18 protein-coding genes and 1 pseudogene are annotated in these 26,263 nt (G+C 63.9%); 8 read left to right on the forward strand and 11 right to left on the reverse strand.

Annotated elements, in window-relative coordinates:
* Positions 1-133: 133 nt before the first annotated feature.
* From OZ403_RS32605 to OZ403_RS32655, 11 genes and pseudogenes are all read right to left on the reverse strand, one after another.
* Positions 134-2,491: a hypothetical protein gene (locus tag OZ403_RS32605; RefSeq protein WP_268782587.1), complete on the reverse strand. Its 2,358-nt coding sequence runs from the start codon at positions 2,489-2,491 to the stop codon at positions 134-136.
* A 13-nt stretch (positions 2,492-2,504) separates the two neighbouring features.
* Entirely contained in the window at positions 2,505-3,422 is a 918-nt protein-coding gene (locus tag OZ403_RS39860; RefSeq protein WP_442929657.1) for an IS66 family transposase, read from the reverse strand.
* 125 nt (positions 3,423-3,547) lie between these two features.
* Entirely contained in the window at positions 3,548-4,045 is a 498-nt protein-coding gene (locus OZ403_RS32615; protein WP_140877220.1) for an IS66 family transposase zinc-finger binding domain-containing protein, read from the reverse strand.
* 46 nt (positions 4,046-4,091) lie between these two features.
* Positions 4,092-4,457 carry an IS66 family insertion sequence element accessory protein TnpB gene (gene tnpB / locus OZ403_RS32620; RefSeq protein WP_268782589.1) on the reverse strand — a complete coding sequence of 122 codons (366 nt, stop codon included), beginning with the start codon at positions 4,455-4,457 and terminating at the stop codon, positions 4,092-4,094.
* A 3-nt stretch (positions 4,458-4,460) separates the two neighbouring features.
* Positions 4,461-4,811: an IS66 family insertion sequence element accessory protein TnpA gene (tnpA, locus tag OZ403_RS32625; RefSeq protein ID WP_268782590.1), complete on the reverse strand. Its 351-nt coding sequence runs from the start codon at positions 4,809-4,811 to the stop codon at positions 4,461-4,463.
* Between the two features lie 78 nt (positions 4,812-4,889).
* Positions 4,890-5,519: a violacein biosynthesis enzyme VioE gene (gene vioE, locus OZ403_RS32630; protein ID WP_140795153.1), complete on the reverse strand. Its 630-nt coding sequence runs from the start codon at positions 5,517-5,519 to the stop codon at positions 4,890-4,892.
* 133 nt (positions 5,520-5,652) lie between these two features.
* Positions 5,653-6,942 carry an FAD-dependent oxidoreductase gene (locus tag OZ403_RS32635; RefSeq protein WP_268782591.1) on the reverse strand — a complete coding sequence of 430 codons (1,290 nt, stop codon included), beginning with the start codon at positions 6,940-6,942 and terminating at the stop codon, positions 5,653-5,655.
* Positions 6,943-9,954 (reverse strand): iminophenyl-pyruvate dimer synthase VioB, encoded by a 3,012-nt coding sequence (vioB, locus tag OZ403_RS32640; protein WP_268782592.1) that lies wholly within the window; start codon positions 9,952-9,954, stop codon positions 6,943-6,945.
* Positions 9,955-9,986: 32 nt separating this feature from the next.
* Positions 9,987-11,255, reverse strand: a complete 1,269-nt coding sequence (locus OZ403_RS32645; RefSeq protein ID WP_140795156.1) for a flavin monoamine oxidase family protein — start codon at positions 11,253-11,255, stop codon at positions 9,987-9,989.
* Between the two features lie 653 nt (positions 11,256-11,908).
* A pseudogene (locus tag OZ403_RS39865) lies at positions 11,909-12,262 on the reverse strand (transposase); the annotation flags it as partial.
* A 717-nt stretch (positions 12,263-12,979) separates the two neighbouring features.
* Entirely contained in the window at positions 12,980-15,400 is a 2,421-nt protein-coding gene (locus tag OZ403_RS32655; RefSeq protein WP_268782594.1) for a hypothetical protein, read from the reverse strand.
* A gap of 887 nt (positions 15,401-16,287) precedes the next feature.
* Between OZ403_RS32655 and OZ403_RS32660 the strand changes: the two genes are divergently transcribed.
* The 8 genes from OZ403_RS32660 to OZ403_RS32695 all read left to right on the forward strand — a co-directional run bounded on the left by OZ403_RS32660 (position 16,288) and on the right by OZ403_RS32695 (position 26,196).
* The gene (locus OZ403_RS32660; RefSeq protein ID WP_140795157.1) at positions 16,288-16,821 is read left to right on the forward strand and encodes an RNA polymerase sigma factor; all 534 of its coding nucleotides are present in this window, start codon (positions 16,288-16,290) and stop codon (positions 16,819-16,821) included.
* Positions 16,808-17,359 (forward strand): hypothetical protein, encoded by a 552-nt coding sequence (locus OZ403_RS32665; protein ID WP_140795158.1) that lies wholly within the window; start codon positions 16,808-16,810, stop codon positions 17,357-17,359. The genes OZ403_RS32660 and OZ403_RS32665 overlap by 14 nt, the downstream gene beginning before the upstream one ends.
* Before the next feature lie 161 nt (positions 17,360-17,520).
* Positions 17,521-17,946: a hypothetical protein gene (locus tag OZ403_RS32670; protein WP_237079938.1), complete on the forward strand. Its 426-nt coding sequence runs from the start codon at positions 17,521-17,523 to the stop codon at positions 17,944-17,946.
* 222 nt (positions 17,947-18,168) lie between these two features.
* Positions 18,169-19,602, forward strand: a complete 1,434-nt coding sequence (locus OZ403_RS32675) for a TolC family protein (protein ID WP_237077635.1) — start codon at positions 18,169-18,171, stop codon at positions 19,600-19,602.
* The gene (locus OZ403_RS32680; RefSeq protein ID WP_140857041.1) at positions 19,599-22,742 is read left to right on the forward strand and encodes an efflux RND transporter permease subunit; all 3,144 of its coding nucleotides are present in this window, start codon (positions 19,599-19,601) and stop codon (positions 22,740-22,742) included. The genes OZ403_RS32675 and OZ403_RS32680 overlap by 4 nt, the downstream gene beginning before the upstream one ends.
* 100 nt (positions 22,743-22,842) lie before the next feature.
* Positions 22,843-23,847 (forward strand): efflux RND transporter periplasmic adaptor subunit, encoded by a 1,005-nt coding sequence (locus tag OZ403_RS32685; RefSeq protein WP_268782595.1) that lies wholly within the window; start codon positions 22,843-22,845, stop codon positions 23,845-23,847.
* Between the two features lie 417 nt (positions 23,848-24,264).
* The gene (locus OZ403_RS32690) at positions 24,265-25,659 is read left to right on the forward strand and encodes a hypothetical protein (protein WP_268782596.1); all 1,395 of its coding nucleotides are present in this window, start codon (positions 24,265-24,267) and stop codon (positions 25,657-25,659) included.
* Positions 25,660-26,070: 411 nt separating this feature from the next.
* A complete protein-coding gene (locus OZ403_RS32695; RefSeq protein ID WP_257792420.1) occupies positions 26,071-26,196 on the forward strand; it encodes a hypothetical protein in 126 nt (41 codons plus the stop codon).
* Positions 26,197-26,263: the final 67 nt, after the last annotated feature.

The raw sequence follows: 26,263 nt of genomic DNA on the forward strand, positions 1-26,263 counted from the left end.
GATGCGCGCCTTCCAAGTCGTAGGGGAGGCGCGCATCCAGGTGGCCCGTGCGGCCTTCAACTCGGACGCTGGCTCGCGTTCCGCGCGCAGGGCTTCATTCGGGGAGATGAAAGAAGGACCCTGGCGCGGTGGCTCAAGGGGAAGGCTGCAGCGCCTTGCGCTCCTTCGCGCAGACCTGGAGCAGCTCCAGCATGCTCATGCTGGCGCCGCCGATGTCGAACTTCTGCTCCTTGAAGTCGGGGTATCGGTTCTCGAGGATGCGCCCCTCCGCGATGCAATCGTTGAGCTGCGCGAGCGCCTCGTTCTTGCGCCCCTTGGAGAGGTGGGCTTTCGCCGCGTCGTAGGCCTTGCGCTGGCCATCCTGGAACCGGAGCTCCACGTCGACCCGCTTCTGGGGCACCTGCAGGGCCTCGGCCTTCTGGGCACACTGGGTCATCACGTCCTGGGGCCGGGTGGGGACCCCGCCCACGAGCACGTCGACCGCCGCGAGGCTGGCGTTCTCCTTCACCATCCGGGCTCCCTCGTCCTGGCAGGCCTTGAGCTTCTGCGCCGCGCTCGCGTACAAGTCCCTGCGCTTGCGCAGGTCCGCGGAGGACGCGGCGGAGGCCGCCGCCTTGCCGGCGACGTCCAGCGCCTCACCGGTCAGACGGCGCAGCGCCCTCGCCTGCTTCGCGAACTCGAGCGCCTCGACCATCTTCAGCCAGTCGGCGCGCGACCGCTCGGCGGACGCCGCGTAGCTCGCGTCCTGCCGCTCCAGCGCCGCGTGCGCCTCGAACATCTGCATGACCTCGTCCACGCTCTTCGAGGCGGTCTCGACCTCGGCGTCGGTCGCAGAGATGGCCTTGGCGACCTCGAGCTTCTCCTTCGTGGTGGCCAGCCGGGACGCAAGCTGGATTCGGGCCTCCGCCGCGGCCAGGACGACCTTCCGCCGGCTGATGCGGTCGTTCAGCTCCGCCATGCGCTCCTTCGACTCCTTGGCGTACAGGGCGTAGTCACGGTCCTTCTTGACGAGGGCGGCACCGGCCTCCAGCACCACGCCAATCTGCTTGACCGCGTTCTCCGCCTCCTGGAGCTGCGCCTCCGAGGGCGTCTCCTTCTGGACCTGGGCGACCAGCGCCACCGCGTTCTTCCGGGCCTCGTCCACCTTCGCGCGCTGCTGCAGCAGGTCGACCTCGTACCGGCGCCGCTCCATCGTCGCCCGCCCGTCCTTGAGCAGCTGACGCGCGTCGGCGGCGGCCGGGCTGATGGCGGGGTTCTTCACGTGGACCGTCTCGAGCGTCTTCTCCAGGACGACCATCGCCGTCTTCGCCTCCTCGAATTGCTCGGCGGTCACGGACCGCTTCTCGACGAGCCGCAGCGCCTGGACGACCTCGGCGCGCGCCGCGTCGAGGGTGCGGACCTGGAGCGCCACCTCCACCTCGACGAGCGTGTTCTTCACCTCGGCGAGGTACTGGCCGATGGCCTGACTCCTCGCCGCCTGCGGCTCGTACCTGTCCACCAGCTTCCGGACGACAAACGCCGCGGTCTTGGCCTCGGAGAGCTGCTCGGGCGTGGGCCGCTTCACCCGGAGCGCCTTGGCGGCCGCACGGAGCTCTTCATGGGCGGGCTCCAGCTCCACCTTGATCCGCGAGACACCCGCCTGCACCACGAGCTCATCCATCCGACGCCTGGCCTGGGTGACCTCGGCGCGGGCCTTCTCCGCCTCCGCGCGATAGGCCTTGTCCTGAGCCTCGAGCGGCCTGCCATCCTCGAGCTGCTTCTGCAGCGCGGCCACCGCCCTGTCGGTCGCCGCGAACTTCTCGTCCGACCAGGCCTTGCCCACCTCGGCGAGCGAGCTCGCCAGGCTCTTGCGGCTCTCGTCCAGAAGGCCCCGCTGCTTCTGCGCCGACAGCTGCAACCACCGCTCGTCGAGCGTCTTCCGGTGACGGGCGAGGGTCGCCTCGACCTCGGTGAGGTACGTGGAGAACTTCGGGTCCTGGCTCTTGAGGGGCCGGCCCTCCTCCGCCAGCTTCCCAAGCGCGTCCACCGCGGCGCGGGCCTCGTCCACCGCCTTGGAGCCCGGGTCGCCCTGGCCGAGCTTCGCCATGCGCTCGTTCAGGGGCGCGAGCGCGCCGTCGATGCGTCGGCGGTACTCGTGGATGTGGACCTTGGCCCGGCGCTCGTCGACGTACTCCCGCTGCGTCCGGAGCTGCTTGCGCGCCGCCAGGACCAGCTTCGCGTACTCGAGGTCCTCCGTCTCGAAGCTCGCTCCGGCATCGAGCGCGACCTTCAGCGCCTCCACCGCCGCGAGGGCGGCGTCGAGGTCGGCGTTGCGCGGCGGCTCCACTTCGATCCGCTGCACGGCCGTCGCGAGGTCGGCGCGAGCACGCTCCACTCGCTTCGATGCCTCCCCGATGGACCTCGCGGCGCCAGCCTCGGCAGACGCGGCGGAGGCCTCGACGGAGGCGAGGAGGAAGAACCCGATCAACACCAGCCTTGAAGTGCGTACCATTCACGCCAACCTACTACAGCGAGGCGGGAGAACCCGGCATAGTGTGCGCCCCGCGCCACGCATCGGACAGGATGGAACCCGAGGTGGGAGCGCCGAGAGGGCCTGGCTCCCGGGCAGGACGAGGAGCCTCACGCGCCCGGAGTTGTCGGAGAGGGGGGCCGACAGGCGCACATGAAGTGGAGCGTCCTCTCCCGTCAGGTCGTAGGTGTACTTGCGCTCGCGTGCGTCGACCGCAGCCGAGGAGGCACGGTGTGCCCAGGTCTTCCCCCCGTCCAGGCTGACCTGGACGACGCTGAACCGCAGCGGAGAGCGCCCCGGGGCCTTCACGCCAGCGACGGCCGCTTTTCTCAGGCGCCGCTTCCGAGCGGTTGTTGTCGAGAGGAAGCCGCTCATTCTCGACGAAGCGAGTGAGGGCCTCCCACTGCTGGCGCACGTAGGAGATGGCTTGGCCCAGCGGACTCTTGGGCGGGTGCCGCGGCGCCTGTGCTTCGAGCCAGGCATGTAGTTGCGCCAGAACGGGGGCGCTGCGCAGTTGGCGCAGTTCTCGGTGCGCGACCGTACGCACCATGTCCGCATCGCGCGCCTGGGCTTCCACGCGGTAGAGTTCGAGGATGAAGTCCAGCGCCTCGCGCGCTTCGGGTGCGGTGGCCAGCGCGTCGACGAAGCGGCGACGCACGTGGGCCCAGCAGCCGACGCGTAAGGGGCCCTGGGGCAGCGTCACCGCGTTGTAGCCAGCATATGCGTCCACCACGAGTGCGCCCGAAGTGCCGCCCAGCACTTCCTTCGGCGTCTTGCTGGCCCCCCCCCTGATGAAGCGGTACCCGATGAGCCATTCACCTTCCTCATTCTGGGTGAGGAAAGTCCATAGGTAGCCAAGCTTCGTCCTCTTCACGTCCAGCACGCGCAGCGGCGTCTCGTCAGCCCACACCACGTCCGCGGACGCAGTTCATTGCAAGAGGTGCTGCGACAGCGGCAGCAGTACCGAGGCGGCTTGGTGGAAGAGGTCCGTCAGCGTGCTGCGACTCATGGGCATGACGTCCGCGCACTTCGACGTCACTACGTGGGCAGGAAGCCGGGGCCGTACTCGCCCCTGTCCACCACCCGCGCCGGAGGTGGGGCGGTGACGACGCCCCGGCCGCACGCGCACGCCAGCACCTCCTGCACGTGCACCTGCTTCTCGAAGCGCGCCGGCACGTACTCGTACAGCACCGAAGCACGGCCCTTGCCCAGCGGCCGTAAGTCCTCGCCGCCGCACGCCGGGCAGTGGCGCTCCTCGGCTGGCACCGCGTGGCGCATCTCTCGCGCCGGGGCCTCCTCGGCTTTCCGGGCCGCCCGCTGCTGGCGCTTCTTCTTCGCGGCCTCGGCCCGGGCCGCCGTCGACACCGCCTCCCCTCGCAACTCAGCGGACACCGTCGGCAGCTTCTCCGCCCTGCGGCCGAAGACGTGGCGCTCCAGCGAGGCCATCTTCGCTTCCAACGACGTCAGGCGCTCCTTGAGTTCCTCCGCCTCCTCGCGCCAGGGGCAGAAGTGGTCTTGAGGTAACTCGCGCGGCACGCAGCCTCAACACGCCGCCGCCGCACCTCGTCCCGGGCCAGGCCTGTCAGGTGCCCGTGCGCCCGGGAGGCGTCCAGGCGGGCTGACGCCGCACCTGGGCCACGTCGATGCCGTCCAGCAGCATCGCCAACTGCGTCGCGTCCAGGTGCACCGTCTGCGCGCCAGCGTCCACCGTCGGTAGCCGGAATCTCCCCGTCTCCAGCCGCTTGTACAGCAGCACGAAACCGCCCCGGCTCCACGTCAGCACTTTGACTCTGTCGCCCCTGCGCGAGACGAAGGCGAAGAGGTGCCCCGAGTAGACGTCCTCACCCCACGCGCTGCGTACCAGCGCCATGAGGCCATCAATCGACTTGCGCATGTCCACCGGCTCGGTGGCGAGCACCACGCGCACCGCGGCAGGCAGCGCGCACACCGCTCACCGCCCCAGTGCCGCGACGAGCCGGGCCACGTAGTCAACGTCGGCGCCCGAGGCGAATCGCAGTCGCGCGCCGCTGGCCAGCACCACCTCGAGCGGCGTCGTACTCAGCTGCGGCGTGCCAGCTACCTCCACCGGCAGCAGCCGCACCGGCTCCGGCTTCCTGGCCAGCTGACGCCTCCGCCGGTACACCCACGACTGCAGCGTGCTCAGCCGCAGCCCTCTGTGCTGCGAGAACTCCTGCTGCGTCAGCCCGCTCGCCTCGAATGCTTCAGCGACACGGAACCACTCCTGCGTCTCCACCGGCTTCGACATGCGCGCCAGGGGCCCCGGCGGCGACTCCTCACTCAACGCCCCTCAGCACGTCATTGGCCGGACGGATACCGCATGACGCAGCGACCGGATTTGGGGTAGGCACAGGCCCCCCCTTCAAATTTCAACTACGCGCGGGACCTCCCCATCCACGCCGGGTGGGGAGATGGTTCTCTTCATCGCGAAAACACTCTCGGGAATGTCTCCAACAAATACGTTGGGGAAGTCACGTACCGAGACGTGCTGCTTGTCGTTTCCGGAAACCATGCGGAGCAACAGGTTGGTTCCGGTCTGGAGGTAGAGAGTCAATGGTGCCTTGTGCGGCCTTTCGATGGTCCAGACATCAGCCAGTTGGCCCAGTACAGGGTCACATCCGGCATGACGCGCATTCCCATCAATCAACACGGCGCGAGGCAGGAACAACTCATGAAACGACGACATTTCATTCGGCAACAAGGCCCCATCAAGACAATCGCCGATGGTGGTCGCCTTCTTCCAGTAAGCCATTTTCCTCTTGAGGCTCTGTCCGCGCGCGACATCGCCGACTTCAGACATCCAGAGCTGGTACCCCATCTCTTTCTCGGGCCAGGGATTGAACAGGCCGTCAATTCGGCAGACATCGCGAGCATAGTCAAACCAGCAGTAGCCGGAAGTGACTTGGTCGTCTCGCAGCATGGGCGACCAATAGGAGACATAGGCGCTGCTCCATTGGATTGGCAAGAGCGGCGGAGGGGGATGTGATTGCATGACAGGGCCTTATCTCTCCAGGGCGAAGCGAGGACCTTGGAGCCGCACCTCTTCTCGGCTCGGCGCGATAACGCAAGTCCTCACGTATGAACTTCATGACCTGTGCCGTCGACCTTGAGAAAGAGCTTCTCGGCTAGTTCATCCTTCCAAGTCTATACCACGCATTCTGCTTCTGCTGAATTTGTTGTAGTTCATCATAAGGGATCGAATCGAAATACAGCTTCTCCGCCATGTCCGGCGGATAGAGGCTGGGAAATTTTTTATGCATGTAGCGAGCATATTGGGTCCGCAAGAAGAAGATGAAGCTTGGATTGCTCAGCACCTCGTAGTTCGCGATGGACATGTCCTGCATTGCATCCGCCTGCACCTTGCGCTGGCGGGTGAACTCCGGGAGCACGACGTCAAGGTCATCGGCGTGCTTGTCCAGCAGGGTGGCGAAGACATAGGCATCTTCCAGAGCCATGTTCATGCCTTGGCCCAGGAAGGGCGCGGTGGCATGCGCCGCATCGCCAAGCAGCAACGCGTTCCCACGATAGTGAAAAGTGCTGGAGCGAACATTGACGAGGTCGTTGCTGGGCAGTGTCATGAACTGTTCCAGCATTTCTTTCCGACGGGTGGGCGGCAGGCCGCCGAAATAGTGATTGAAGAAGGCGCGCATCGTGTCTCCATCTTGCGTCGCCAAGCTAAGGGCACCAGCATATGGCAAACAAATTGCAAAGCTGATGCTGCCACCGGGAATGGTTGCCGCGCGACCGGCGAAAAGACCCTTGGAGTCCATACCAAAGAAGTACAATAGGTCCTTCCGATAGCCCAGTTCCGCGGCATTGGGAAGGACCAGCGTCTTGTAGCCGTGGCGGAAGAAGGTTTGTTTGAATTCGAAGCGCCGCAGGCCGCTCTGCATGGACTGGCGTACCGCAGAGTGTGCGCCATCCGCGCCGATGATCAAATCCCCTCGATGGTGCTGGAACCCACCGTCGTCTTCTTGGACGAGGACGGACTTCTTCTCCAGATCGACACTTAGGCATCTGCATTCGAAGCTATACTTCACGCCGTGAAGGGCGGCGTGCTTGTTCAACAGCTTTTGAAACGCCAATCGATTCAGAGACAAAGGGGATAGCCCCTCGAACGGAGTGAGCTCGCGGATCTTGTACTTTCCGCCAACGGAGAAAGCCATGCCAACTATTGGTTCGCCGCATAGCTCCAGTTCTTGTGGGGCAATCCCAGCCCTCAGGACTGCCTTGATGCCCCTGACGGTCATACTGACGCCGATGGCGCGCGAGTTGGTCATCTCCAGGGCAGAGACGGTGTTTTGCAGTGGGTCTCTCCTTTTTTCGACGACATGAACGTCGTACCCACGCCGCGCTAGATAGATGGCGGTCAGACTGCCTGCAAGTCCACCGCCCACAATGATGGCTTTGTGCATTCAGGCCTCTCTCGAAATATTCCCCTGGGCCAAATCGCTCAGTTGACGATTGAAGAATTCCAACATTTCTATCTGTGCCACGCCGACGAGGTCCGCGCCAAGACTGCGGGCCAATCGCGCCAACGTCAGGCATTTCTGAGCCAGCATATGGCATCCCGAAGCGTAGTCGCTGCTGATCGGGCCATTGACTGGCTCGGGCACTGGCGGTCCGGCATTGCGCCCAGGCAGGCCGGACGGCGTATTCATCAAGGTGATCGACAAAGGGCGCAGCAGGCCCGTCATGATGTCGATTGAGGCATTCATCAAGCGGGAGCGACGCAAGCTGCTCAGCGGTCTTTGCGCGAAATGATGAGCCATCAATGAAATCATCAATTCATGCCCCCCTTGATAAAGGACCATCAGCGATCTGGCTCCCTCGTTCAGTACCTGGACACAATTCTCACGTGGCTCCAGGGCCGGATTCCTCAATGCCGGCACGGCCGGCTCGAACGGTTTCTCTTGAGCGCTGAATCGGGATGCCATGCGGCGCAGTCTTTGGAAATGCGAGGACTCAAAATATGGGGAGTCGACCGCGACACCCTCTCCCTGCTCGGTGACATAATCAATGGAGAAGATCGCGCTGTCCCGATCGAAGACCTCCAGCTGATATCCTGGAAATCTCTCGTTTGTCAGCTCATTCAAGAAGAGATGGTGTTCCCCGCCGCGTTTGCCGGGACCGGTGTCGAACAAGTCCGGCAGCTCACGAAGCCCCTGGCGAATCGAGGTGTAGAAATCCGCGATGGATTTTCCTGGCGCGGGGATATGGCCAGGCCATTCAAAACGAACGAATTTAGCGAGCACATGCTCTGAGAAGGGCTCAAAGGAAAACTCAGTATCCAGACCAAAATGGAGCCGCGCCTGCGCTCCCAACATGGGCGTGCCAGCATGGAAGGGTTCGCCCAAGGCCATCAGCACATTATTCATCACCAGATAATGAATCATTTCTTCATGCGCGATTTCCAGCAACGTACCGCGCATACCACTGTTGCGGCGCCTATCCTCGGAGCCGCAGGCCAGCTCTAACTCGGCCATCCGCCAACGGCCCGCATGAACCTGCTTGAGTCCTTGTTCGTAGTTGGGTATGGAGTAGGCGGCATACAGATATTGAAGCAGTAGGGATAGCTCCAGATCGATCGCTCTCTTCAATTCCTTGACTAAATGGGCCTTACAGCCGATCGGCTGCGGTCCAGGAGACTCAGGAAGGGAAGTCCTGGAGGCGGCTTCGATGTGCGTCAGATATTTCAGGAACAGCTTGGACTTGGGTAGGGATAGTTCCCTGCTGCTTGGCATGTAGTAGCTTTTGTCCCGGTTGAGCGGATCGCACATCTGCCACATCAGTCGGGAATACGTTTCGCATTTGCAGCGGTCCGCCAGGCTGAACACCTTGTTCGCCATGAAGGGATATACCAGTTCGTAATAGCCCATGACGTGCTGATACAAGAATGCATAGTCCACCTGCTCGGCGGGGACCTCATCCAGGTGCCAGTCGTCGGGCAATACCCTGACGCCAATGAACTGGCTGTCTTGTCCCGCTCTCAGCTCAACGCGAGTCGCTCCAGGACGTTGGCCCGTGAGGGTGAGTTGTGCATAGCCAGCCCCCTGTGTCGAAGGAGACAGGTGCGCGGTCAGCATGTTGGAGGCTTCAGCCTGCACTGCCAGCGCCGCGTGCGATGCCAGTTCGCCACGGAGGCGGCTTTGCACGGTGATGGTCTCCGGGAAGACCTGGTCCTTCTGTTTGTTGGGGGCCTCAAGAAACAGGTGATTGCTGTCGGACTGCACCACCCAATCGACTTCTTTCCACTGTGCTTGTGCGCCTGTCAGGAGAAGCGAACCAGTGGCGGAGTTCAACAACGGCACGTCTAGGACGCCATGATGACGCCAATAATCGAGATATAGCTTTTCAGGAATTCTGGCAATCAGTGCGCCGGACTGGCTGAGTAGTGCAAGGTCCCCCAGTGGCAGTTTTCCGCCCAAGCCATGGGTGGGATGTTGATCTGAGACGAGCTGGGCGCTTCGGGTAGTGAAAGGAACGGCGGTCGGCATGTTGAGAGACACCCGGTCCGACTGCACTTTCACCACGACCGGCCCCAGGCCGGGCTGGCGCGGCAACAATAGACGTCCTGTTGGATAGGTTTCTAGTTCATGCTGGCACCATAAACCAACGGTGCCAACCAGATCATAAAAGACAGGTGAATCCGCCCCCCGCGGCGTCGACATGTTGAACAAGGCGTACTGGACCGTCAGTCCCTGTATCTCCTCGTCTTCCAGCGCTTGCCGTACGGCACGCAAGCCGAGGGATAGGGCGGCTTTCGAATCGAGTGTGAACTGGGTGTCTTTTTTTGAGATGGAAAATTGAAACAGCCGCGAGCGGGTGAATTCTTCGGCGAGAAAATGGTCGCTGCGCTCGACGACATGCCCTGTCCCCACCCAGCGAACGGAATGAGCACGCGGAATTCTCGCCGTGAGCAAAGACGGAGTGTGAGGCGTGGCGTGCTTGTCGCTCAGCGTCAACTGGCCGGCGTATATCAAGGTGGTGTCGGCCTGGCTGGGATTGTTGTCCACCCATCTGGCGCGATTGAACGTAGTGCGAAGGTATTCGTTGTAGTGTCCCCAGAGCGCTAATTGCCCCCCCACCAGACTGTCGCTTGTGTCGATGTCTCCGTCCTGCAGTTGTACTCCCGTGATCCTGACGTTTTCCCAGGAGAAGTGATTATTTCCGCAGAAATTATAGCCGGCTGCCTCGCTAAAGATTCCTCCAGAGTCCGGCCTCCCCTCCGCGTCGAATCTGGGCGCCAGCTGTTTCAGATGCTCATGAAATTCGGATGGCGCCCGGCGAAGATCAAACGGAGCGCCCTCCATGAAGACGGTATTGGTGGCGATGTCGATCTGGCCATGCGTGTTTCGATTCGCGGTTGGAACATTGGCGCGAGCAAAGCCTCGAAAATAAAGCCGAGGAAAATGGAGAATACTCATGGCGTTCGACAAGAGGTGCTGTGAGGGCTTTGTTAAGCCCGATTCTTTGAAGCGCTGGTGAGCTGTTCCAGCATTAGCTGAATTGCTTGATGCGCGCTGAGCAGTCCACCTTCCATCCAGCCGCCATGCGACGTGTAGGCATCTGAGCAGGCGATGACACCATCGCGAAGAAGCAAGGCGTTGGGCTGATCGGCCGTGGATTTCAGACTGAACTCCACTCCATGTGGCCAATGCTTGTGAAAATGGTCCTTGATGGAAGGTAGGGGCTTGCCACCGAGGGGTAGAACCTGTTCCATGCAGGCGCGTACCCTATTCAAATAAACGTCCTCGCCTTGCTCCAGACAGTCCCGCCAATAAGTCGCGTTTTCGCCGTCGGTGTAGAATTGTACGTATTTTTCGCTTTTGAAGTAGATTTTTCTCAGGGGGTTATTGACCACCAGGACCTTGTCTGCCAGCTGACAGTCTCGCCACCAGGCGCTATTGAATGTCAAAAATCCCTTGAACAAGGGTAGAGAGCCATATTGGCAAGGACTCCAGTTGGTGGGAAAGCCGAGATTGAGCCGTGTCATTGCGGAGGGTGGAATGGCCAATATGAGGTGGCGCGTTCGATGTATTTGCGTGTTGCCTTTATGACTGAAGGTAAGGACGTATCTATCTCCACATCGCGAAATGGAGAGCAATCGGTGCTCCATCCGAAACTCGACCCGGCCAGCCTGTGCCTGGCACTGAAGCCGCGCCAGCAACTGGCCGTAGCCATCCGGTGCATAGCGCCATTGGTTGCTTGCGTCGTCAATCAGGCCTTGCGTTTCCGGGTGCATCTTGATGATGCTGTAAGCCATGGACGCAGAGACAATTGGCAGAAGTAGGGCGTCATACCCCATGGCCTTGATGATTTTCCTGGCCTCATCCTCTCCTTGATATTGGCTGACGAAATCCAGGAATGAGTCGTGGGGATGAGCTTCCAGCATAGAGAGTAAGCTGAGCAAGGTCGTTTTCAGCTTTCCTTGCACGTTGTCTTGAAAGATAGCCTGAGTAAATGGGTAGGCCTCATGTTGATGTTGGAAACAGTGCATGAGCGCCTGGAAGCGTGGATGCAGTTGCGGCGAGTAGCGAGCGGCGCCCAGTTCGGTGATTTCCCCACCGTCAAGTTTTCTTGACAGGATGCGGCCTCCCACGCTGGCATTCAAATCAAACACTCTGATGCATAGGCTGTTGCTCAGTGGGGAGGTTGCCAACTGGGTTGCGCAGGTTAGTCCTCCGATTCCGGCGCCTACAATGCAGATATCCGAGTGGTGTTTCATCTCAAACTCTTGGACAGAGGAGGGAGCGCTGGGGTGAACCCTCATCGTTCTGAGCGAAATCACCGCTCGGCCATTGGGATCCAACCGACGAGGATTTGAATGGAGCTGTGTCGTCGTGCCGCGGGGAGAAGCACGGCATCGGCAGGCTCACGTCACTTGTTCCATGACGATGCCTGTTACAGCGAAAATCTCTTGAGAGTCGGTGCCTGTTGGATCTTTCGGCCGACCTCTGCGTCTGCGTCCCTGGAGAGGATGCATCCCATTGGGGCATTCTCGCAGGGGGCTGCGTCGTTCGTTGGCTTCAGGCCTTTAGCCTGCGTCCTCCATCGATCCTTGAACTCCACCAAAATCTCGGCGCGTTCACTCGCTCATCTCAAGTGCTCTCCGTTGTAGGTGTACGTGCATGGATGCCTGGCAACCAGGAGTTTGGTGATGCCGCTCATGATTTTAGAAGCACAACCAATGCCAGAGGATGGCTCATTCTTCACCGGCGTTGGCACTCCTCATCTTCGGTGCCATACGGGCATTGACTACCGGGTCGCATCGCTTCCGAGCTATCTGCTTCATGCCGTCTCCCCGTCGGAGTCGGCTGGTTTCGCAGGGGACGCCCGCGGCCTTGCATCGCTTGCGGCTGCGAGTCCACGCCTCCGGTAGGAGTACTGGCGAGCCACCCCCACCGAGTGCTCCCCCTTCTTTGGAGCGCCCGTGTCGTCCACCACCAGCGCTTCAACCTCCGGCTGGTCCGCTTCTAGCTTCAGTGCCAACCGTCGACGCAGCTCGTTGTCGCTCCAGTCGGCCAGCGATACGCATTGCTGCAGACGCTGCCGCACGGCCTCTCGCCGGCGGACGTCCTCAACCAGTCGCCCGGCATGGGCTCCACGCTTTGCGCTCCACGTCCAACAGCAGGCCGGTCAGGTACAACTCCAGGGCCTGGCACCGCTCCAGTCGGCCCAGTCCCTCCACCATCGACTCGAAGTACTCGTGCAGCTCCTATCGAGCTTACGCATCTGCGTGGGCGTCATGGTCCATGGAGTAGATCATTCTCGCCCACTGGCACAACTGACCAGGTAGTACTAGGAGAATGTTGTCAACAGCGCCTAACAAATGTGAGGCCTGAGCTGGTCGTTCGAGCTGACCATGCCCACCTCTTGGGGCATGGCCCGAGAGCTTGTCTCCGACGCATTCTGGCAGCGTGTGGCGCCTCTGTTGCCTGCGCCAAAGCCCAAGAAGCCTAGTGGTCACCCAAGACCGGCCAATGAGGGGACCACCGACTCCATGCCGCGCAGCCGAGCCGGAGTCCGGCACGTATCGGCGAGCATCGTCGCGCCCTACGTCGAGTGGGTGCGGCAGCGGCTGGAGGTGGGCCGCAACGGGCGCGCCATCTACGAGGAGCTCGGCGACACGCAGGGATACACGGGCAGCTACATCAACGTGCGCCGCTTCGTCCGGGCGTTGCGCGACAGCCAGGGCCCGGAGGCCAAGGCCGTCATCCACACGGCGCCGGGCGAGGAAGTCCAGGTTGACTATGGGGAGGGGCCCATGGTGCGCCACCCGGAGACGGGGGAAATACCGGCGCACGCGCATGTTCGTCATGACGCCAGGCTACAGCCGCAAGTCGGTGCGGCTGTTGTGCGTGTTCCGGGGCATGTCGAGCACCGATTCCGGGGATGCCGAGCAGGCATTCCGGTGAAGCCGAGCACCTGCGGTGAGGGGCGGGCCTTCGCTCAGCCCTTTGCCTGGAACCCATTCAGGATGCGTGAGGCCTCCTGCCACAGCACCTTGAACTCCGGGTCAATGTTCTTGTCATTGGCCAGGGAGTCGAAGAACTGCTTCAGCCCTTCCCGGTTCTGCGCCGGGTTGTTCCGCAGCGTCCGGAAGAAGGGCTCGAGCACGAGTTCCGCCTTCTTCCCATGCCGGGAGGTCGCTTCCTCGATGACCCCATCCAGCAACTGGTAGAGCTGGTCGCCGTTCAGCCCTCCGCTCTTGGCCAGCATCTCGACGGCGGGAATGGGCTCGGGATCCAGCCCGATGCTGCCGTTTGTGAGTTCCGGGTAGGACTGCATGAGGTTCTGGAGTTGGTCGGGTTTCAGCCCTAGCTTCTCCGTGAGGAGGTCGAGCCGGTCACCGCCCGCGTTCATCAAGGCGTCCTGGAGCTTGCCCTTGATGTCAATCTGGTCCAGCAGGCGCTGGCGCTCGTTGTCGAGTCCCTTCTCCTCGATAACGTTGCCCAGCAGCTCCCCGACCGCGCTGATGCCGGCGCCGATGCCGCTGGCGACAGCGCCCGGCACCTGCCCTCCTGGGAACGCGCCTACGGCGCCGCCGAGGACGCCAATGGCATCACCGAAGAGGGCCACGGCATAGCCGGGGTTGGCAGTCTCTCCCGCCTTGTGTGCATTGACAGCCAGGGACGCGGCGCTAGCGACAGCTCCGAGCCCTGGGGCGAACCTCAGCGCGAACTCCGAGGCAGCCAGTGCCTTACCTCCATGGCGGAGGACCACCCCGTTCTCGGCGTTGCGGCCTAGGTCCACAAGGCGCTGCGTGACTCCCGCCACGAGTTCCACGGTTCCCTTGCCTGCTCCGGCGAACTCCTTCACGGCTTCCACGTACTCGCCCTGATTGGCCTTGGCCGCTCCAGTGTATGCACTGAATAGGATGAGGCCGCCGGTCAGCAGCCTCTGCCCGGTGCTCTGGTTTGCGAAGTCCTTGCCGAGCGCCTTGAAATGGTCGTAATTGCCGTTAGCTGCGTCCTCCAGGGCGTTGATGGCCATCGTGGCCTGCGCCGCGCCGTCCTTCGCGTCGAAGAGCGGCTTGCCGAAGTCGGCGAAGGTCTTGTCGAGCGACGTGAGCTTCTCCTGGAACGCGTCCATCGCGCTCTTCGGATTCCCATTGTTCTCTGCCAGGATGCGGGTAGCGAGCCCGTTGGCGGCCGGCTGGAGGACTTCCTTGTCGAAGTCCTTGAACTCGTTGAAGGCTCGCCCGACCGCCGGGTCCTTGAAGAGCTTCTCCACTACATCCACGGTCTTGGCGGAAGCAGGGGAACTGGCGAGCGACTTGAGCGCCTCGTAGAGTTCCTTGCGCGCCTGGGGCTCCTTGACTGCGGCCTGACCCAGTGTGGCCTGGTGCTTGTCCAACGACTCCGCGAGCGCCTCCGCCGCTTTCGTCTCCTCCGCGTAGGCTGCCTTGTTCTCAGGGGATTGCTGGAACTTCTGGATGAATTGAGCCTTTTGCCGGTCGTTGAGCGCCGGGCCGAAGTTCCCCAGGAGCTTCGACAGCCGCTCGCTCTTCGACTGGGTGGCCTCGCGCGCCTTGTCGAGCCGGGCCTTCGCAGACTGGACTTCCTTCTGGGCGCCTGTGGCGTTGGAAGTGGGCGCGGCGGAGGTGGTGCCCTTCTCGGGCTCGACGCGGCTCTGTCCCTCGTGGGCGCCCACGTTTGGGTTGTTGCCAGCGGAAGGCATGGAATCGGAGGATGGGGTCGAGTACGTCTGCCCAAACGGGGCATGTGGGTCGTCCTTCGCGCCCATCGCGTCGAACGGAGCTCCAGGCGATTCGCCGCTCCCCGCCGTCTGGATGACTTCCTGCGGTGGCGGGGGCGTCAAGCCCAGCAGCTTCTCCAGCTCCGCCTTCCTGCTCGTGCCCTCAAAGGCGGAGACGAGCTCATTCTTCGTCGGCTTGACCTTGTCGATGGCCTTCTGGTTGTAGGGCGGCGTCTTGCCCTCCTCGACGGCCAACGCGTTCGCCTTGCGCATGGCCTCCTCGGCGCTCTTCGCGGCAAGGGCTGCCTTTTCCTCCACGTCCTGGAGTTTCTGGGCCGCCATCTTGGACGCCTCGGTGGCCTCCTTGAGCTTCTTCTCGGTGGCGGCGAGGTCTTCCTTCGACTTCTTCGCCTCCGCGGGGGGCTGTCCGGGCCTCTCCGCGGTCTTGCGTGCGTCAGCGACGGCCTTCTCCGCCGCGGTCTTCTGTCGTCGCGCGGAATCCGCGTCACGCTTGGCCTGCGTCAGGTTGTCCCGGGCCGTCTCCGCCGCCTTGCGCTTGGCCTCGGCGACAAGCCGCGCTGCCTCTGCCTTCTGCCTGGCCTCCTCCGCTCGGCGCTGTGCCTCGGCAGGGTCTACTTTCCCTCCAGAACCGACCGCTGTCACTGAACCCATGGAATATCTCCTCTTGACGGGGAATGCCTCTTGTCCGGATTGAGGCAGACGCGATGCATGTGATTGGAGGCGCGGTACGTCCTGCTCGGGTCGATGCCTGTCTGCCTCTGCACTCGAGGAGAGAGAGGGAGGAAGGCAACCGGCGTCCCAAAAATCTCGGGAGTCGACGTTGGCGGACCCGGCGGAGGCGTTGGCTCGGCGCTCTCGCCCCAAGGGCATTAGCACTACTGCGTCTGGGGCCCGCGGCGTGAACGGGGAGACCGGGCAAGCGACGTGAGGCGCGACCCAGGTTCGTGCGGTGGCAGGTAGGTCAGCGAGGCAACCAGTTCCGGCTCGCGCTCAGCGGCACACCCATCGAGAGCCGACTGGTGGACCTCTAGAGCCTGATGCACCTCGCCAACCGGGGGCTGCTCGGAGGGCGCAAGGACTTCGAGGAGCGCTGGAATGCCCCCCCGCCGGACAGGGAGAGGCAGGCCGGGCCACACCGTTGCAAGAGATCGACCGCGACCCTCCGTGACAGTGCCCCAGCGCCTAGGCACAGGGGCGCTCACCCACCCTGGGGCCTGGATGCCCTGGGAGGGAAGGCCCGGGCCTCTGCCAGGATGGCGCCTGGGTGACGGGATGCCTTGCGCCATGGCCGGAGAATTGGAACGAAGGCCTGTCACGCTCTTCGCCCGTGCCGCCTAGAAGGGGCGAGGACGGCGCGAGGCCCGTCCCAGAGGACCCTCTTGATGCACACCTTTGTCGACTTCGCGCCGGACCAGGAACAGGTAGCTTGCGCGGGCCGGAGGGCGCCTGCTCGTGCCCCGATGCCGCTGGGTTGACCGATTCACAGGGGAGCAGGGTGACTTCTCTCGAGGTGCGGGCCTGAACCGGAAGCATTCAGCATGAACGTGCGCACGGTCTCGGAACTCGATGCGCTGATGGCTCGGCTCGCCGAGGGCGACCGGGTCGCGTTCACGCGTGTCTTCGAGTTGCTCTGGGGCCCCATCCAGAAGCTATGCCTGAGCCTGCTCAGGAACGAAGCAGACGCCGCTGACGCCGGCCAGGAAGCGATGCACAAGATTCTCGAACGCGCCTCCGACTTCGACAAGACCCGTCCGGCGATGCCCTGGGCTCTCGCCATCGCGGGCTGGGAGTGCCGGACCCTGGCGCGCCGCCGAGAACGCCGGCGCGAATCCCACACGGACGCCATCCCCTCGTGCGCCGGACCTCACGCGGAGGAGGAGTTCCTCCAGCGGGACCTGACCACCGCCGCGATGGCCGCCCTGGGAGAGCTCTCCGAGTTGGACCGCGAGGTGCTCATCGCCACGTTCTGGGACGAGGCCGCGTCGGTCTCTGGCGCCACGCTGCGAAAGCGCCGTGAGCGCGCACTGGACCGGCTCCGAAAGACCTTCAGGAGGCTCTATGGGCTCGACTGACATCCAACTGCTTCAACGACGGGTGCGCCGGACCTACGAGCTCGCGAGGCTGCGACGCGCGCTCGTGGGCGTACTCCCGATTGTCGTCGTCACCGCGATTGCCACCCTTCTCGCGAGCCGGCCCGCGCCACCTCTCACGTTCGGCCTGGCGACAGCGCTGATGGGTGCGATGATGCTCTGGCATGGCCGCGATCCGCAGAAGGCGTTCCTGCCTGGCGTCATCGCGGGGCTCGTCCCACTCGCGCTCGCGCTCGGCACCGGCGCCCTGCACACCTGTGGCACAGCCAACTGCTCCTCCCTGTGCCTCCCAGCATGTGTGCTCGGCGGTGTGATCGCGGGAATGGCCGTGTCGGGGGTCAGCTTCCAGCGTCGCGCGGGCCCCTGGTTCTGGGTCTCCGCCTCCGGGCTCGCGCTCCTTACCGGCGCCATGGGCTGCGCGTGCATGGGCACATCGGGTGTCGTCGGCCTTGGCATGGGCTTCGGAGCAGGGATTGTTCCTGGCCTCTTGCGTCGCGTTTTCGGCCAGAAAGCCTCCTGAACAAACGCTATTGATTCTCGAACGCTCGCCGAGGCGCGGACTCGCACCATCGCCCCGAATTTCCCTCGGAGCGCGGGCCTCCGCCAGGTCATGGAGGCGTTCGGCCGCTCGAGAATCGTGAACTCCGGCTTGGCGGAGACCCTTCAAAGGGAGACATGACGATGAGAGCCAATATCTGGACTGTAGTGGGACTGATGATGCTCACGGGGGCCTGTACGCAGCAGGCCGCGCCCGCCATGAAGATGACGCCAGCGCCTCCAGTCCCTGAACAGAGTGCGGGGCAGCAAGGCCACCTCACCCGCGTCACGGACCGCAGCCTTGTCTGCATGGTGAACGACCAGCACATGGGCCGGCCACAGATACCGGTCGAGGTCAGCGGGCGCACGTATTATGGCTGTTGCGAGATGTGCAAGGACCGGCTCGCGAATGACGCGACGTTCCGGACCGCGACGGACCCGGTGAGTCAGCGGCCCGTGGACAAGGCGACGGCCGTCATCGGCGTCACCCAGGACAACTCCGCGCTCTACTTCGAGAACGACCAGACCTTCGCCGCCTACTCACGTCAGGCTGCGGGGGCGTCCCGGTAGTTCTACCCCCGCCGGGAAGTCCCGGACGCGGCCCATGAATGGCGCGGGCGGCCTCGTGAGCCCCCAGCGCTGCCCCCGTCGGCCCCCAACGACGCTCGAGGTGTCACGCTCCACTCCTGACGCGCCTAGGAACACGTCGAGTCAGCCAATTCGCTCGCACGCATCCGCGGACGGCTGGCTCGGCGAACCTCGTCGCTGTGCGTGAATCATCAAGGAGATGTCGTGTACGGGTTTGCATTGCTCTCGCGTGGCGCCGCCGCCATTTCAGGCTTCGGCGCCGTGCTCGCCGTTGCCTTATCTCCGGCCGAAGCCTCGGCTCAAACGCTGACCCTGCGCGAGTCATTGGACACCGCGCTTCACAACTACGGCGACATCCGCGCGAAGCAGTCTCGTCGCGACGCGGCCGAGCATGATGTGTCATACACCCGAAAGGCCTATCTCCCCGACGTCGTGCTGTCGGCGCAGCAGACATTCGGCACCGTGAATGCCCTGCATGGGACGCTCTATTCTCCCGGCGGCCCCTCCAATGCATCGACCAGTCTCCCGTTGCCGGAGCAGAACTGGAACGCGGCGTTCGGCGCCTTGTACTCGGTGCTCGTCCACTGGAACGTCTCCACCTTCGGCCGTCTCGACCGGCAGATTGAGCTGTCGGAGAGGACGCACGAACTGAAACAGCGCGAGCTCGAGCTCGCGCGGTTCCAGCATGGGGTTCGCGTCACCCACGCGTACCTCAACCTATCGACCGCTCAGCGCATCACCCACATCCAGAAGCAGAGCGTGGCGCGCTTCGAGGTCGTGCTCGAGTCCGTCCAGAGCCACGCCGAGAACGGATTGGTCCCCGGGGTGGATGTCTCCTTCGCGCGCGCCGAACTCGCCAGCGCCAGGTCCCTCCAGCTCAAGGCCTATGACGCCGAGCTCCAGGCGTCGAAGGAGCTTGCGGTCCTGATGGGCGTTCCGTTTCGCGAGTTCCAGCTCGAGCCGACGTTCCACCAGTCGACGCCCGAGCCCGGCGAGCCAGCGCACGTCGCGCCCGGGCACCCCGTCCTCGCGGTGCACGAAGGGCAGGTCCTCCGCGGCGAGCAGGAGAAGAAGGTGGCCGCGGCCGAGGGCCTGCCCACGCTCTTCGCCTTCGGCATGTTGCAGGGGCGCGGCTCGGGCTTTCGCTCCAACTACGCGCAGGACCCGGGCGCGTTCTCGAGCGGGTACCTCGACGGGGTAGGCATCGATCGGGGCAACACCATTGTCGGGTTGGGATTGAGCTGGAACCTGGCCTCCGTGCTGCGCAGCTTCTCCAGCGAGGCAGCGCGGGACGCGCGTACCCGCGCGCTCCACCAGGAGCAGGAGCTGGCCACCCAGGAGCTGGTTGCCCAGGCGCGCTTCGCCGAGCACAAGTTCACCCTGGCTCGAGAGGTGACCCACCACGCCGTGTTGCAACGGGACGCCGCCGCGGAGGGGTTCCAGCAGAGCAAGGCCCGCTACGACAGTGGGCTCGGGACGATTGTCGAACTCACCCAGGCGACCTTCTCCGCGACCCGGGGCGAGGTCGACCTCGAGCTCGCCCAGAACGGCATCTGGCAAGCCCTTCTCCTCAAGTCGGCCGCGGCCGGTGACCTCAACGAATTCCTGCAGCAGGTCCGTGGAGTGAAGAAGCAATGAGCATCCTGAAGGTCTCCCTACGAAGGCCCGTCACCGTCCTCGTGCTGGTCGTCGCCATGGTCTTTTTTGGTGTGCGTGCGGCCGGAGACATCAAGGTCGACGTCCTGCCGGAGATGAACCTCCCTGTCGTCTACATCGCGCATACCTTCAACGGGTATACGCCGGCACAGATGGAGGGGTATTTCACGAAGATGTACGTGAACATGATGCTGTTCACGAACGGCATCAAGAACATCGAGACGAAGAACTCCCAGGGCCTGACCCTGATGAAGCTCTCGTTCTACGAAGGCACCGACATGGGGCAAGCGGTCGCGGAGATCAACGCGCTCTCGAATCGCTCCCAGGTGTTCCTGCCCCCCGGCGCGCCTCCCCCCTTCATCATCCGCTTCGATGCTTCGTCGCAGCCGGTGGGACAGCTGGTGTTCCGCAGCGAGAGCAAGACCAACAACCAGCTCCAGGACATCGCCAACTTCACCGCGCGGCCGTTCCTCATCTCCATCCCCGGCCTCACGACGGCGCCCCCGTTCGGCGGCAGCCCGCGCACGGTTGAAATCAACATCGAGCCTGAGAAGCTGCGCGTGCACAACCTCACGCCCGAACAGGTCGTGGAGGCCATCGCTCGCCAGAACGTGACGGCTCCCTCCGGGAACGTCCACGTCGGCGACATGACCTACATCACGCCGACCAACAGCACCCTTCGCGCCGTGGAGGACTTCGGGAACATCCCGCTCCTCAAGGGCTCGGTGGCGAACGTCTACGTCCGGGATGTCGCGACCGTGAAGGACGGTGCCGACATCGCCACCGGCTACGCCCTGGTGAACGGCAAGCGCTCCGTCTATCTCAACGTCGCCAAGGCGGGGAATGCCTCGACGGTGCACGTGGTACAGCAGCTCAAGGAGTCCATCCCCCGAATCCAGAGCAACCTGCCCGACGACGTACACATCTCCTACGAGTTCGACCAGTCCGTCTACGTGGTGGGGGCCCTGAAGGGGCTGATTGCGGAGGGCGTGCTCGGCGCGGTGCTGACGGGGCTGATGGTCCTGCTGTTCCTGCGTGACGTGCGCTCCGCGATCATCGTCATCATCACGATTCCCATCGCCATCATCTCCGGCGTGCTGTTCCTCAAGCTGTTTGGCCAGACCATCAACATCATGACCTTGGCTGGCCTGGCGCTCGCAGTTGGCATCCTGGTGGACGAGAGCACGGTGACCATCGAGAACATCCATCAGCACCTCCAGCGCGGCAAGGCGGTGGCGGTGGCGGTGTGGGACGCGTGCCTGGAGATCGCCTTCTCGAAGCTGCTCATCCTGCTGTGCATCCTCGCTGTCTTTGCGCCTGCCCTCACGATGGGCGGAATCCCCGGGGCGCTCTTCCGGCCGCTCGCGCTGGCCATCGGGTGCTCGATGGTCGTCTCCTTCCTGCTTTCGCAGTCACTGGTGCCGGTGCTGGCGAACTGGATGCTCAAGCAGCACGGCCCGCCCCCGGGCGGTGAGGGCGCCAGCCCCTCCCCTGGGCGCGTGCGCCGCGTGATTGAGCGCATGCTGCCGCACAGGAAGTTGCTCGTCTCGGCAGGCGTGGGAGGCCTCATCGTCCTGGCGGTGGTCTCGCTCCAGCGCATTGGCAAGGACGTGCTGCCGAGAGTCAACTCCAGCCAGCTCCAGATGCGGCTCCGCGCGGCGGAGGGAACCCGAATCGAGAAGACCGAGCAGGTCGTCCACCAGGCCATGGGCCTCGTCGAAGAAGTCGTGGGCGCTGGGAAGGTCCGAATCTCCTCGGCCTACGTGGGCCAGCACCCTTCATCGTTCGCCATCAGCCCCATCTATCTCTACAACGCGGGCCCCCACGAGGCGCTCCTGCAGGTCGCCTTCGAGGGCGGCGTCGGCGACATCGACGCATTGAAGGAGCGCATCCGGCAGCGAGTGCGCGAGGTGATGCCAGACGTCCAGGTCGCGTTCGAGCCCGTGGAAATCACGGAGAAGATTCTCGGTCAGGGCGCGCTGTATCCCATCGAGGTCCGGTTCTCCGGGATGAAGAAGAAGGTCAACGAGAAATACGCGGGGATGCTGCTCGAGAAGCTCCGGGGTATCTCCTATCTGCGAGACCAGCAGGTGCAGCAGTCGCTGCGCTATCCGGCCCTGAACGTGGAGGTGGACCGGATTCGCGCGGCCCAGCTGGGCATCGACATGCAGGACGTCACGCGCTCCCTGACCGCGTCCACGTCGTCCTCGCGCTACACGTCCAAGAACATGTGGGTCGAGGGCATGATGGGCATCGCCTACGACGTGCAGGTCCAGACGCCCGCGAGCGAGCTGAACAGCGAGCAGGACCTGGCGCAGGTGCCGCTGTTGAAGAATGCGAGCCGCCCCGTCCTCGGGGACGTGGCGACCATCACCCCTGGCATCGCGTACGGGGAGACGCACAACCTGGGGACCATGGCGTTCGCCTCGGTTACCGCGAATGTCCACGGCAAGGACCTGGCGCAGGCCCGGCGCGACGTGCAGGCGGCGATTGCATCCATGGGCGAGCTGCCCAAGGGCGTCAACGTGCAGATGGCGGGGCTCTCCGTCGTCCTCGACGACACCCTGCGCAGCCTCGCGAACGGGCTGATGGTCGCGGTCCTGGTGGTCTTCCTGCTGCTCGCGGCCAGCTTCCAGTCGTTCCGGTTGGCCACCGTGGTCCTGACGGCGGTGCCGGCCGTCGTGCTGGGCGCGGTCATCTCCCTGCGACTCACCGGCTCCACGCTCAACCTCCAGTCCTACATGGGCATCATCATGGCCGTCGGTGTCTCCATCGCCAACGGCGTGTTGCTGGTCGCGAGCTCCGAGCAGCGCCGGAAGGCAGGCTCGAACGCGCCCCTCGCCGCGCTCGAAGGCGTATCGCTGCGCGTGCGCCCCATCCTGATGACGACGCTGGCGATGCTCGCGGGAATGCTGCCCATGGCCATCGGGCATGGGGAGGGCGGCGACCAGATGGCCCCCCTGGCACGAGCAGTGCTCGGTGGACTGAGCGCGTCCACGCTGATGGTGCTGTTCGGCCTGCCGCTCGCGTTCGCCTGGGCGCAGGACGCGGTTCCTACGACGTCCCGGTCTCTTGACCCTACCGATGAGGAGAGTGAACACCATGCCATGGGAGTTGTCTGAAATGCGTACACGAGCGAACCGCTGGTGCATCCTGCTGACCCTCGGTGGGCTGGCGAGTGTGAGCGGTTGCCGGACCGCAGAGCCCTCCATGGAGGCCACCGTGCCCACCGCGCGCGCAGCCACTGAGACCTTCCGGGTCGAGGCATCCCGGCTGGCGTCGACCCTGCGACTCCCGGCCGAGCTGGTCGCGGACCAGACGGTGGACGTGTACGCGAAGGTCAACAGCTACGTGAAGCACCTCCGAGTGGATATCGGCGACGTCGTCAGGAAGGGCGACCTGTTGGTGACGCTCGAAGCGCCGGAGATTGAAGCGCAGCTCGCATCTGCCAGGGCGCGGTGGGCCGCGATGGAGGCGCTCCATGTCGCGTCGAAGGCAAGCTACGAGCGCACCGTGCGGACCAGCGCGACCGAGGGTGCCGTGGCCCGCGACGCGGTCGACCAGGCGCGGGCGAAGGAGCAGGCGGATGCCGCACAGGTGGTCGCCGCCAAGGCGCACTACGACGAGCTGCTGGCCATGCGGAGCTACCTGGTGATGCGGGCACCGTTCGACGGCGTCGTGACGGAACGGAACGTGGAGCTCGGAACCTACGTGGGCCCCTCGGGCCGGGGCTCGCACAAGCCGATGCTGGTAGTGCGGACCGTCCAGAAGCTTCGGCTCCACGTGTCGATTCCAGAGGCGTACAGCCCCTATGTCCGGCTGGGTGAGACAGTGAAGTTCACCATACGCGCGCTCCCGGGGCGCGAGTTCTCCGCGCGAATCACCCGGCGGGCGGGGGCGCTCGACGCGGCACTCCGCGCGGAGCGAATCGAGGCGGACGTCGACAACCCGGACGGGGCGCTCTTGCCCTTGATGGTCGCCGACGCGAGCATTGCGCTCTCCTCGCAGGGCCCCACCGTCATGATTCCCCGGACGGCGCTGGTGGAGAGCGGAATGGGCACCTACGTCCTGCGGGTGCAGGATGGCGCGGCGAAGCGCGTGCCTGTATCGCGCGGCATGCGTGCTGGCGAGAAGGTCGAGGTGTTCGGCGCGATTGAGACTGGAGACGTGCTCGTGTTGAAGGCGTCGGAGGAGATGAAGGAGGGAATGGCCGTTGCCGGTGGCTGAGCTCCGCTCAGGCGGCATGAATCGTCAACTGGCCGGGCACCGGAAGCGGATGGGAGGGTGTGCATAAAGCTGCACATCCATCATTCGTCTCTTTGATTGGAATATTTCCAAGACCGCCATGTACAACCGCGCCTGTCGGCGGGCTGCTCGCTCCAAGCGAGGGGCCGCAAGACAACGCACACCTCCCGCTGGCGGCCGGGCCTCTGGGCCCTCATTGGATGAATCATGTCGATGAGCCGTTCACTCGCATTACCTCTATTGCTTTGCATGACCGCGTTGGGATGCTCGGCCCCAGAGCCGTCTTCTCCGACTCCCGACGCGGGCCCATTACCGGATGCGGGCCCTTCTCCGGATGCGGGCCCCTCTCCGGATGCGGGGCCGCACGAGGACCCGGCCCTCCAGGTGCGCATCCAACGCATGCGACGCTACTACTCGCCCGGCGGAATCGAGATGCGCCCCGAGGACTTCGAGAGGACGCCCATCTCCCTCTTCGTCGCGGACGGAACCTCGCTGAACGAAGTTCCGGGGAGAATCGGCGGCCCTGGAGAGTTCATCTTCTCGAATGTGCCGAATGGAACGTATTACGTAAAGGTGGGCATGGACTACGTCGTCACCCGTGATCGTGACGTGGACCTGAGTATCAACCTCATGGGACGCCCCGATGTTCGGTTGCAAGACAGGTCGTTCGTCTATGCGGACATCTCGCTGAATCACTTGGAGCCCTGGCAATACAGCCCATTCCCAACGCCGCCCGAGGCGCCGGGCCCCTCGCTAGAAATCATGTCCGAAGAAGTTCCCTTCTTCGCGATTCTGGCGGTGTCCGACGCACTCGCCGAAGGCCAGACCTCATGGAACGACTCGGGTAGGAGTATCGGCAACGCGGACACTGTTCCAGTCTTCGAACGAGAACGCGGGGATAGGATTTGGGTGCACCAGTATGCCCCGCGACAGGCCGAGACGCTGCCCGATGGCACTTCACTCGGATACATCTCCATGGCGCGTTCCGCTCAGCTTCCCCCGCTCGACTTCGATGGCACCCATCTGATGCCCATCCAAGGAAGCCTCCAAGCTGTGCCCAGCACTGATTCACTCTCCGTGGACTGGAAGGTCTCCGACTTCAAGGCCCTCGCCGAGCAAGCGCATCCAGGCGCCCAGGCGCGTCCTCTCGTGCTTTCCATCGTCACCACCATCCCCGGGGAAGCGGATGTGAGGGTTCCCACGAATGGGCCCATCCTCGCGGCGATGTTGCGCCCACCATCCATGGCGGAGGATGTCCAGACCACCCTCGTCTATGGCAACCCCTATCCATCCAACCGGGATGTGCTGGTTCGTGCTTTCGTGAGCCTTCGCATTCCCCGCGCCCCCGGGGCGAATCAGTTTTTCACCACCGGCTCAATTGCATGGGTGGATCGTGTTGCAAACCTCTCGGGCCGGCCCATTCGTCCCCTTGTACAACCGCCCCGTGCCCTCACGGTGGATGGGGCCGACGGATACCTCCCGAGGACGCTCACCAGCGGACCTCAGGTCATCTCCTGGCAGGCGCCTGCGGACGGCGTGCCCGACGGCTATGTCGTGTCACTCGGAGCCTCCTCTCGCGAGGGTGGCGCACGCATCTATCTCGCCGGGGACGCGACCTCCGTCGTCATTCCTCCGGACCTGCTTCCGCCCGGCACCTCCTTTCTCCACATCGACGCGATTCGCTCGGAAGGCTATGCGCGCTCCGGACAGCCAATGACCGCGTATGACCATGTTCCGAGAGGCAGCGCGACCGCGGTCAGCGGTGCGTTGACCGTCCCCAACGCCATTCACTGATGCCAGCTCTCGGCGGAGTCGGCGACGATACACCCTCACCGACTCCGTTGAGGCTCACGCACCTCATGGATGGGATTTCCATCATGCCGATCCGCGGATTGTGCCACGGCGCCGCGCATTGACAGTCTGTTCCGCGGCGACGACCGCGGGTTGGGGCCCCTGCACGCTTCGGGACCCCATTCGCAGTACCGTGCACGCAATGACGCGTTTGCCAACGCACGCGTGGCACTGGACCCGAATTTTCGGTGGCAACAGAGGTCATCCCTGCCCTCCTGGTAGTGACACCCACTCAATGGACATGGCACGCTCCCGGTAACAAGCCGAAGAGGTGCGTTCGCAACACGCTCACGGCCGAACTGCTCATCATCATGCGCTCCGCCGCCCGCTGTGCTTCAGGAATGGCATCGCGAGGTGGATGACGAGGTCGTCGAGTGGCTCAAGCGAAACCCGAAGGCCACGCCGACGAAGTTCGAAGCCTATCTGCGCGCGGTCTATTCTCGGAAAGGGCTGAAGGAGAAATTCCCCGAAGGGTTCTGACGCATCACCGGCATTCTTCGTCCTCGAAAGCCAACGTGGGTCGAGCCACGACACGGAGTTCACCACG

Source organism: Myxococcus sp. NMCA1 (genome assembly GCF_026810205.1).
GTDB classification, from domain to species: domain Bacteria; phylum Myxococcota; class Myxococcia; order Myxococcales; family Myxococcaceae; genus Myxococcus; species Myxococcus xanthus_A.

What these genes read in the sequence shown, in the direction of transcription:
- OZ403_RS32605 (WP_268782587.1), bottom strand. Translation starts at nt 2,491, where the DNA reads ATGGTACGCACTTCAAGGCTGGTGTTGATCGGGTTCTTCCTCCTCGCC.
- vioE (WP_140795153.1), bottom strand. Translation starts at nt 5,519, where the DNA reads ATGCAATCACATCCCCCTCCGCCGCTCTTGCCAATCCAATGGAGCAGC.
- OZ403_RS32635 (WP_268782591.1), bottom strand. Translation starts at nt 6,942, where the DNA reads ATGCACAAAGCCATCATTGTGGGCGGTGGACTTGCAGGCAGTCTGACC.
- vioB (WP_268782592.1), bottom strand. Translation starts at nt 9,954, where the DNA reads ATGAGTATTCTCCATTTTCCTCGGCTTTATTTTCGAGGCTTTGCTCGC.
- OZ403_RS32645 (WP_140795156.1), bottom strand. Translation starts at nt 11,255, where the DNA reads ATGAAACACCACTCGGATATCTGCATTGTAGGCGCCGGAATCGGAGGA.
- OZ403_RS32655 (WP_268782594.1), bottom strand. Translation starts at nt 15,400, where the DNA reads ATGGGTTCAGTGACAGCGGTCGGTTCTGGAGGGAAAGTAGACCCTGCC.
- OZ403_RS32660 (WP_140795157.1), top strand. Translation starts at nt 16,288, where the DNA reads ATGAACGTGCGCACGGTCTCGGAACTCGATGCGCTGATGGCTCGGCTC.
- OZ403_RS32665 (WP_140795158.1), top strand. Translation starts at nt 16,808, where the DNA reads ATGGGCTCGACTGACATCCAACTGCTTCAACGACGGGTGCGCCGGACC.
- OZ403_RS32670 (WP_237079938.1), top strand. Translation starts at nt 17,521, where the DNA reads ATGAGAGCCAATATCTGGACTGTAGTGGGACTGATGATGCTCACGGGG.
- OZ403_RS32680 (WP_140857041.1), top strand. Translation starts at nt 19,599, where the DNA reads ATGAGCATCCTGAAGGTCTCCCTACGAAGGCCCGTCACCGTCCTCGTG.
- OZ403_RS32690 (WP_268782596.1), top strand. Translation starts at nt 24,265, where the DNA reads ATGCGACGCTACTACTCGCCCGGCGGAATCGAGATGCGCCCCGAGGAC.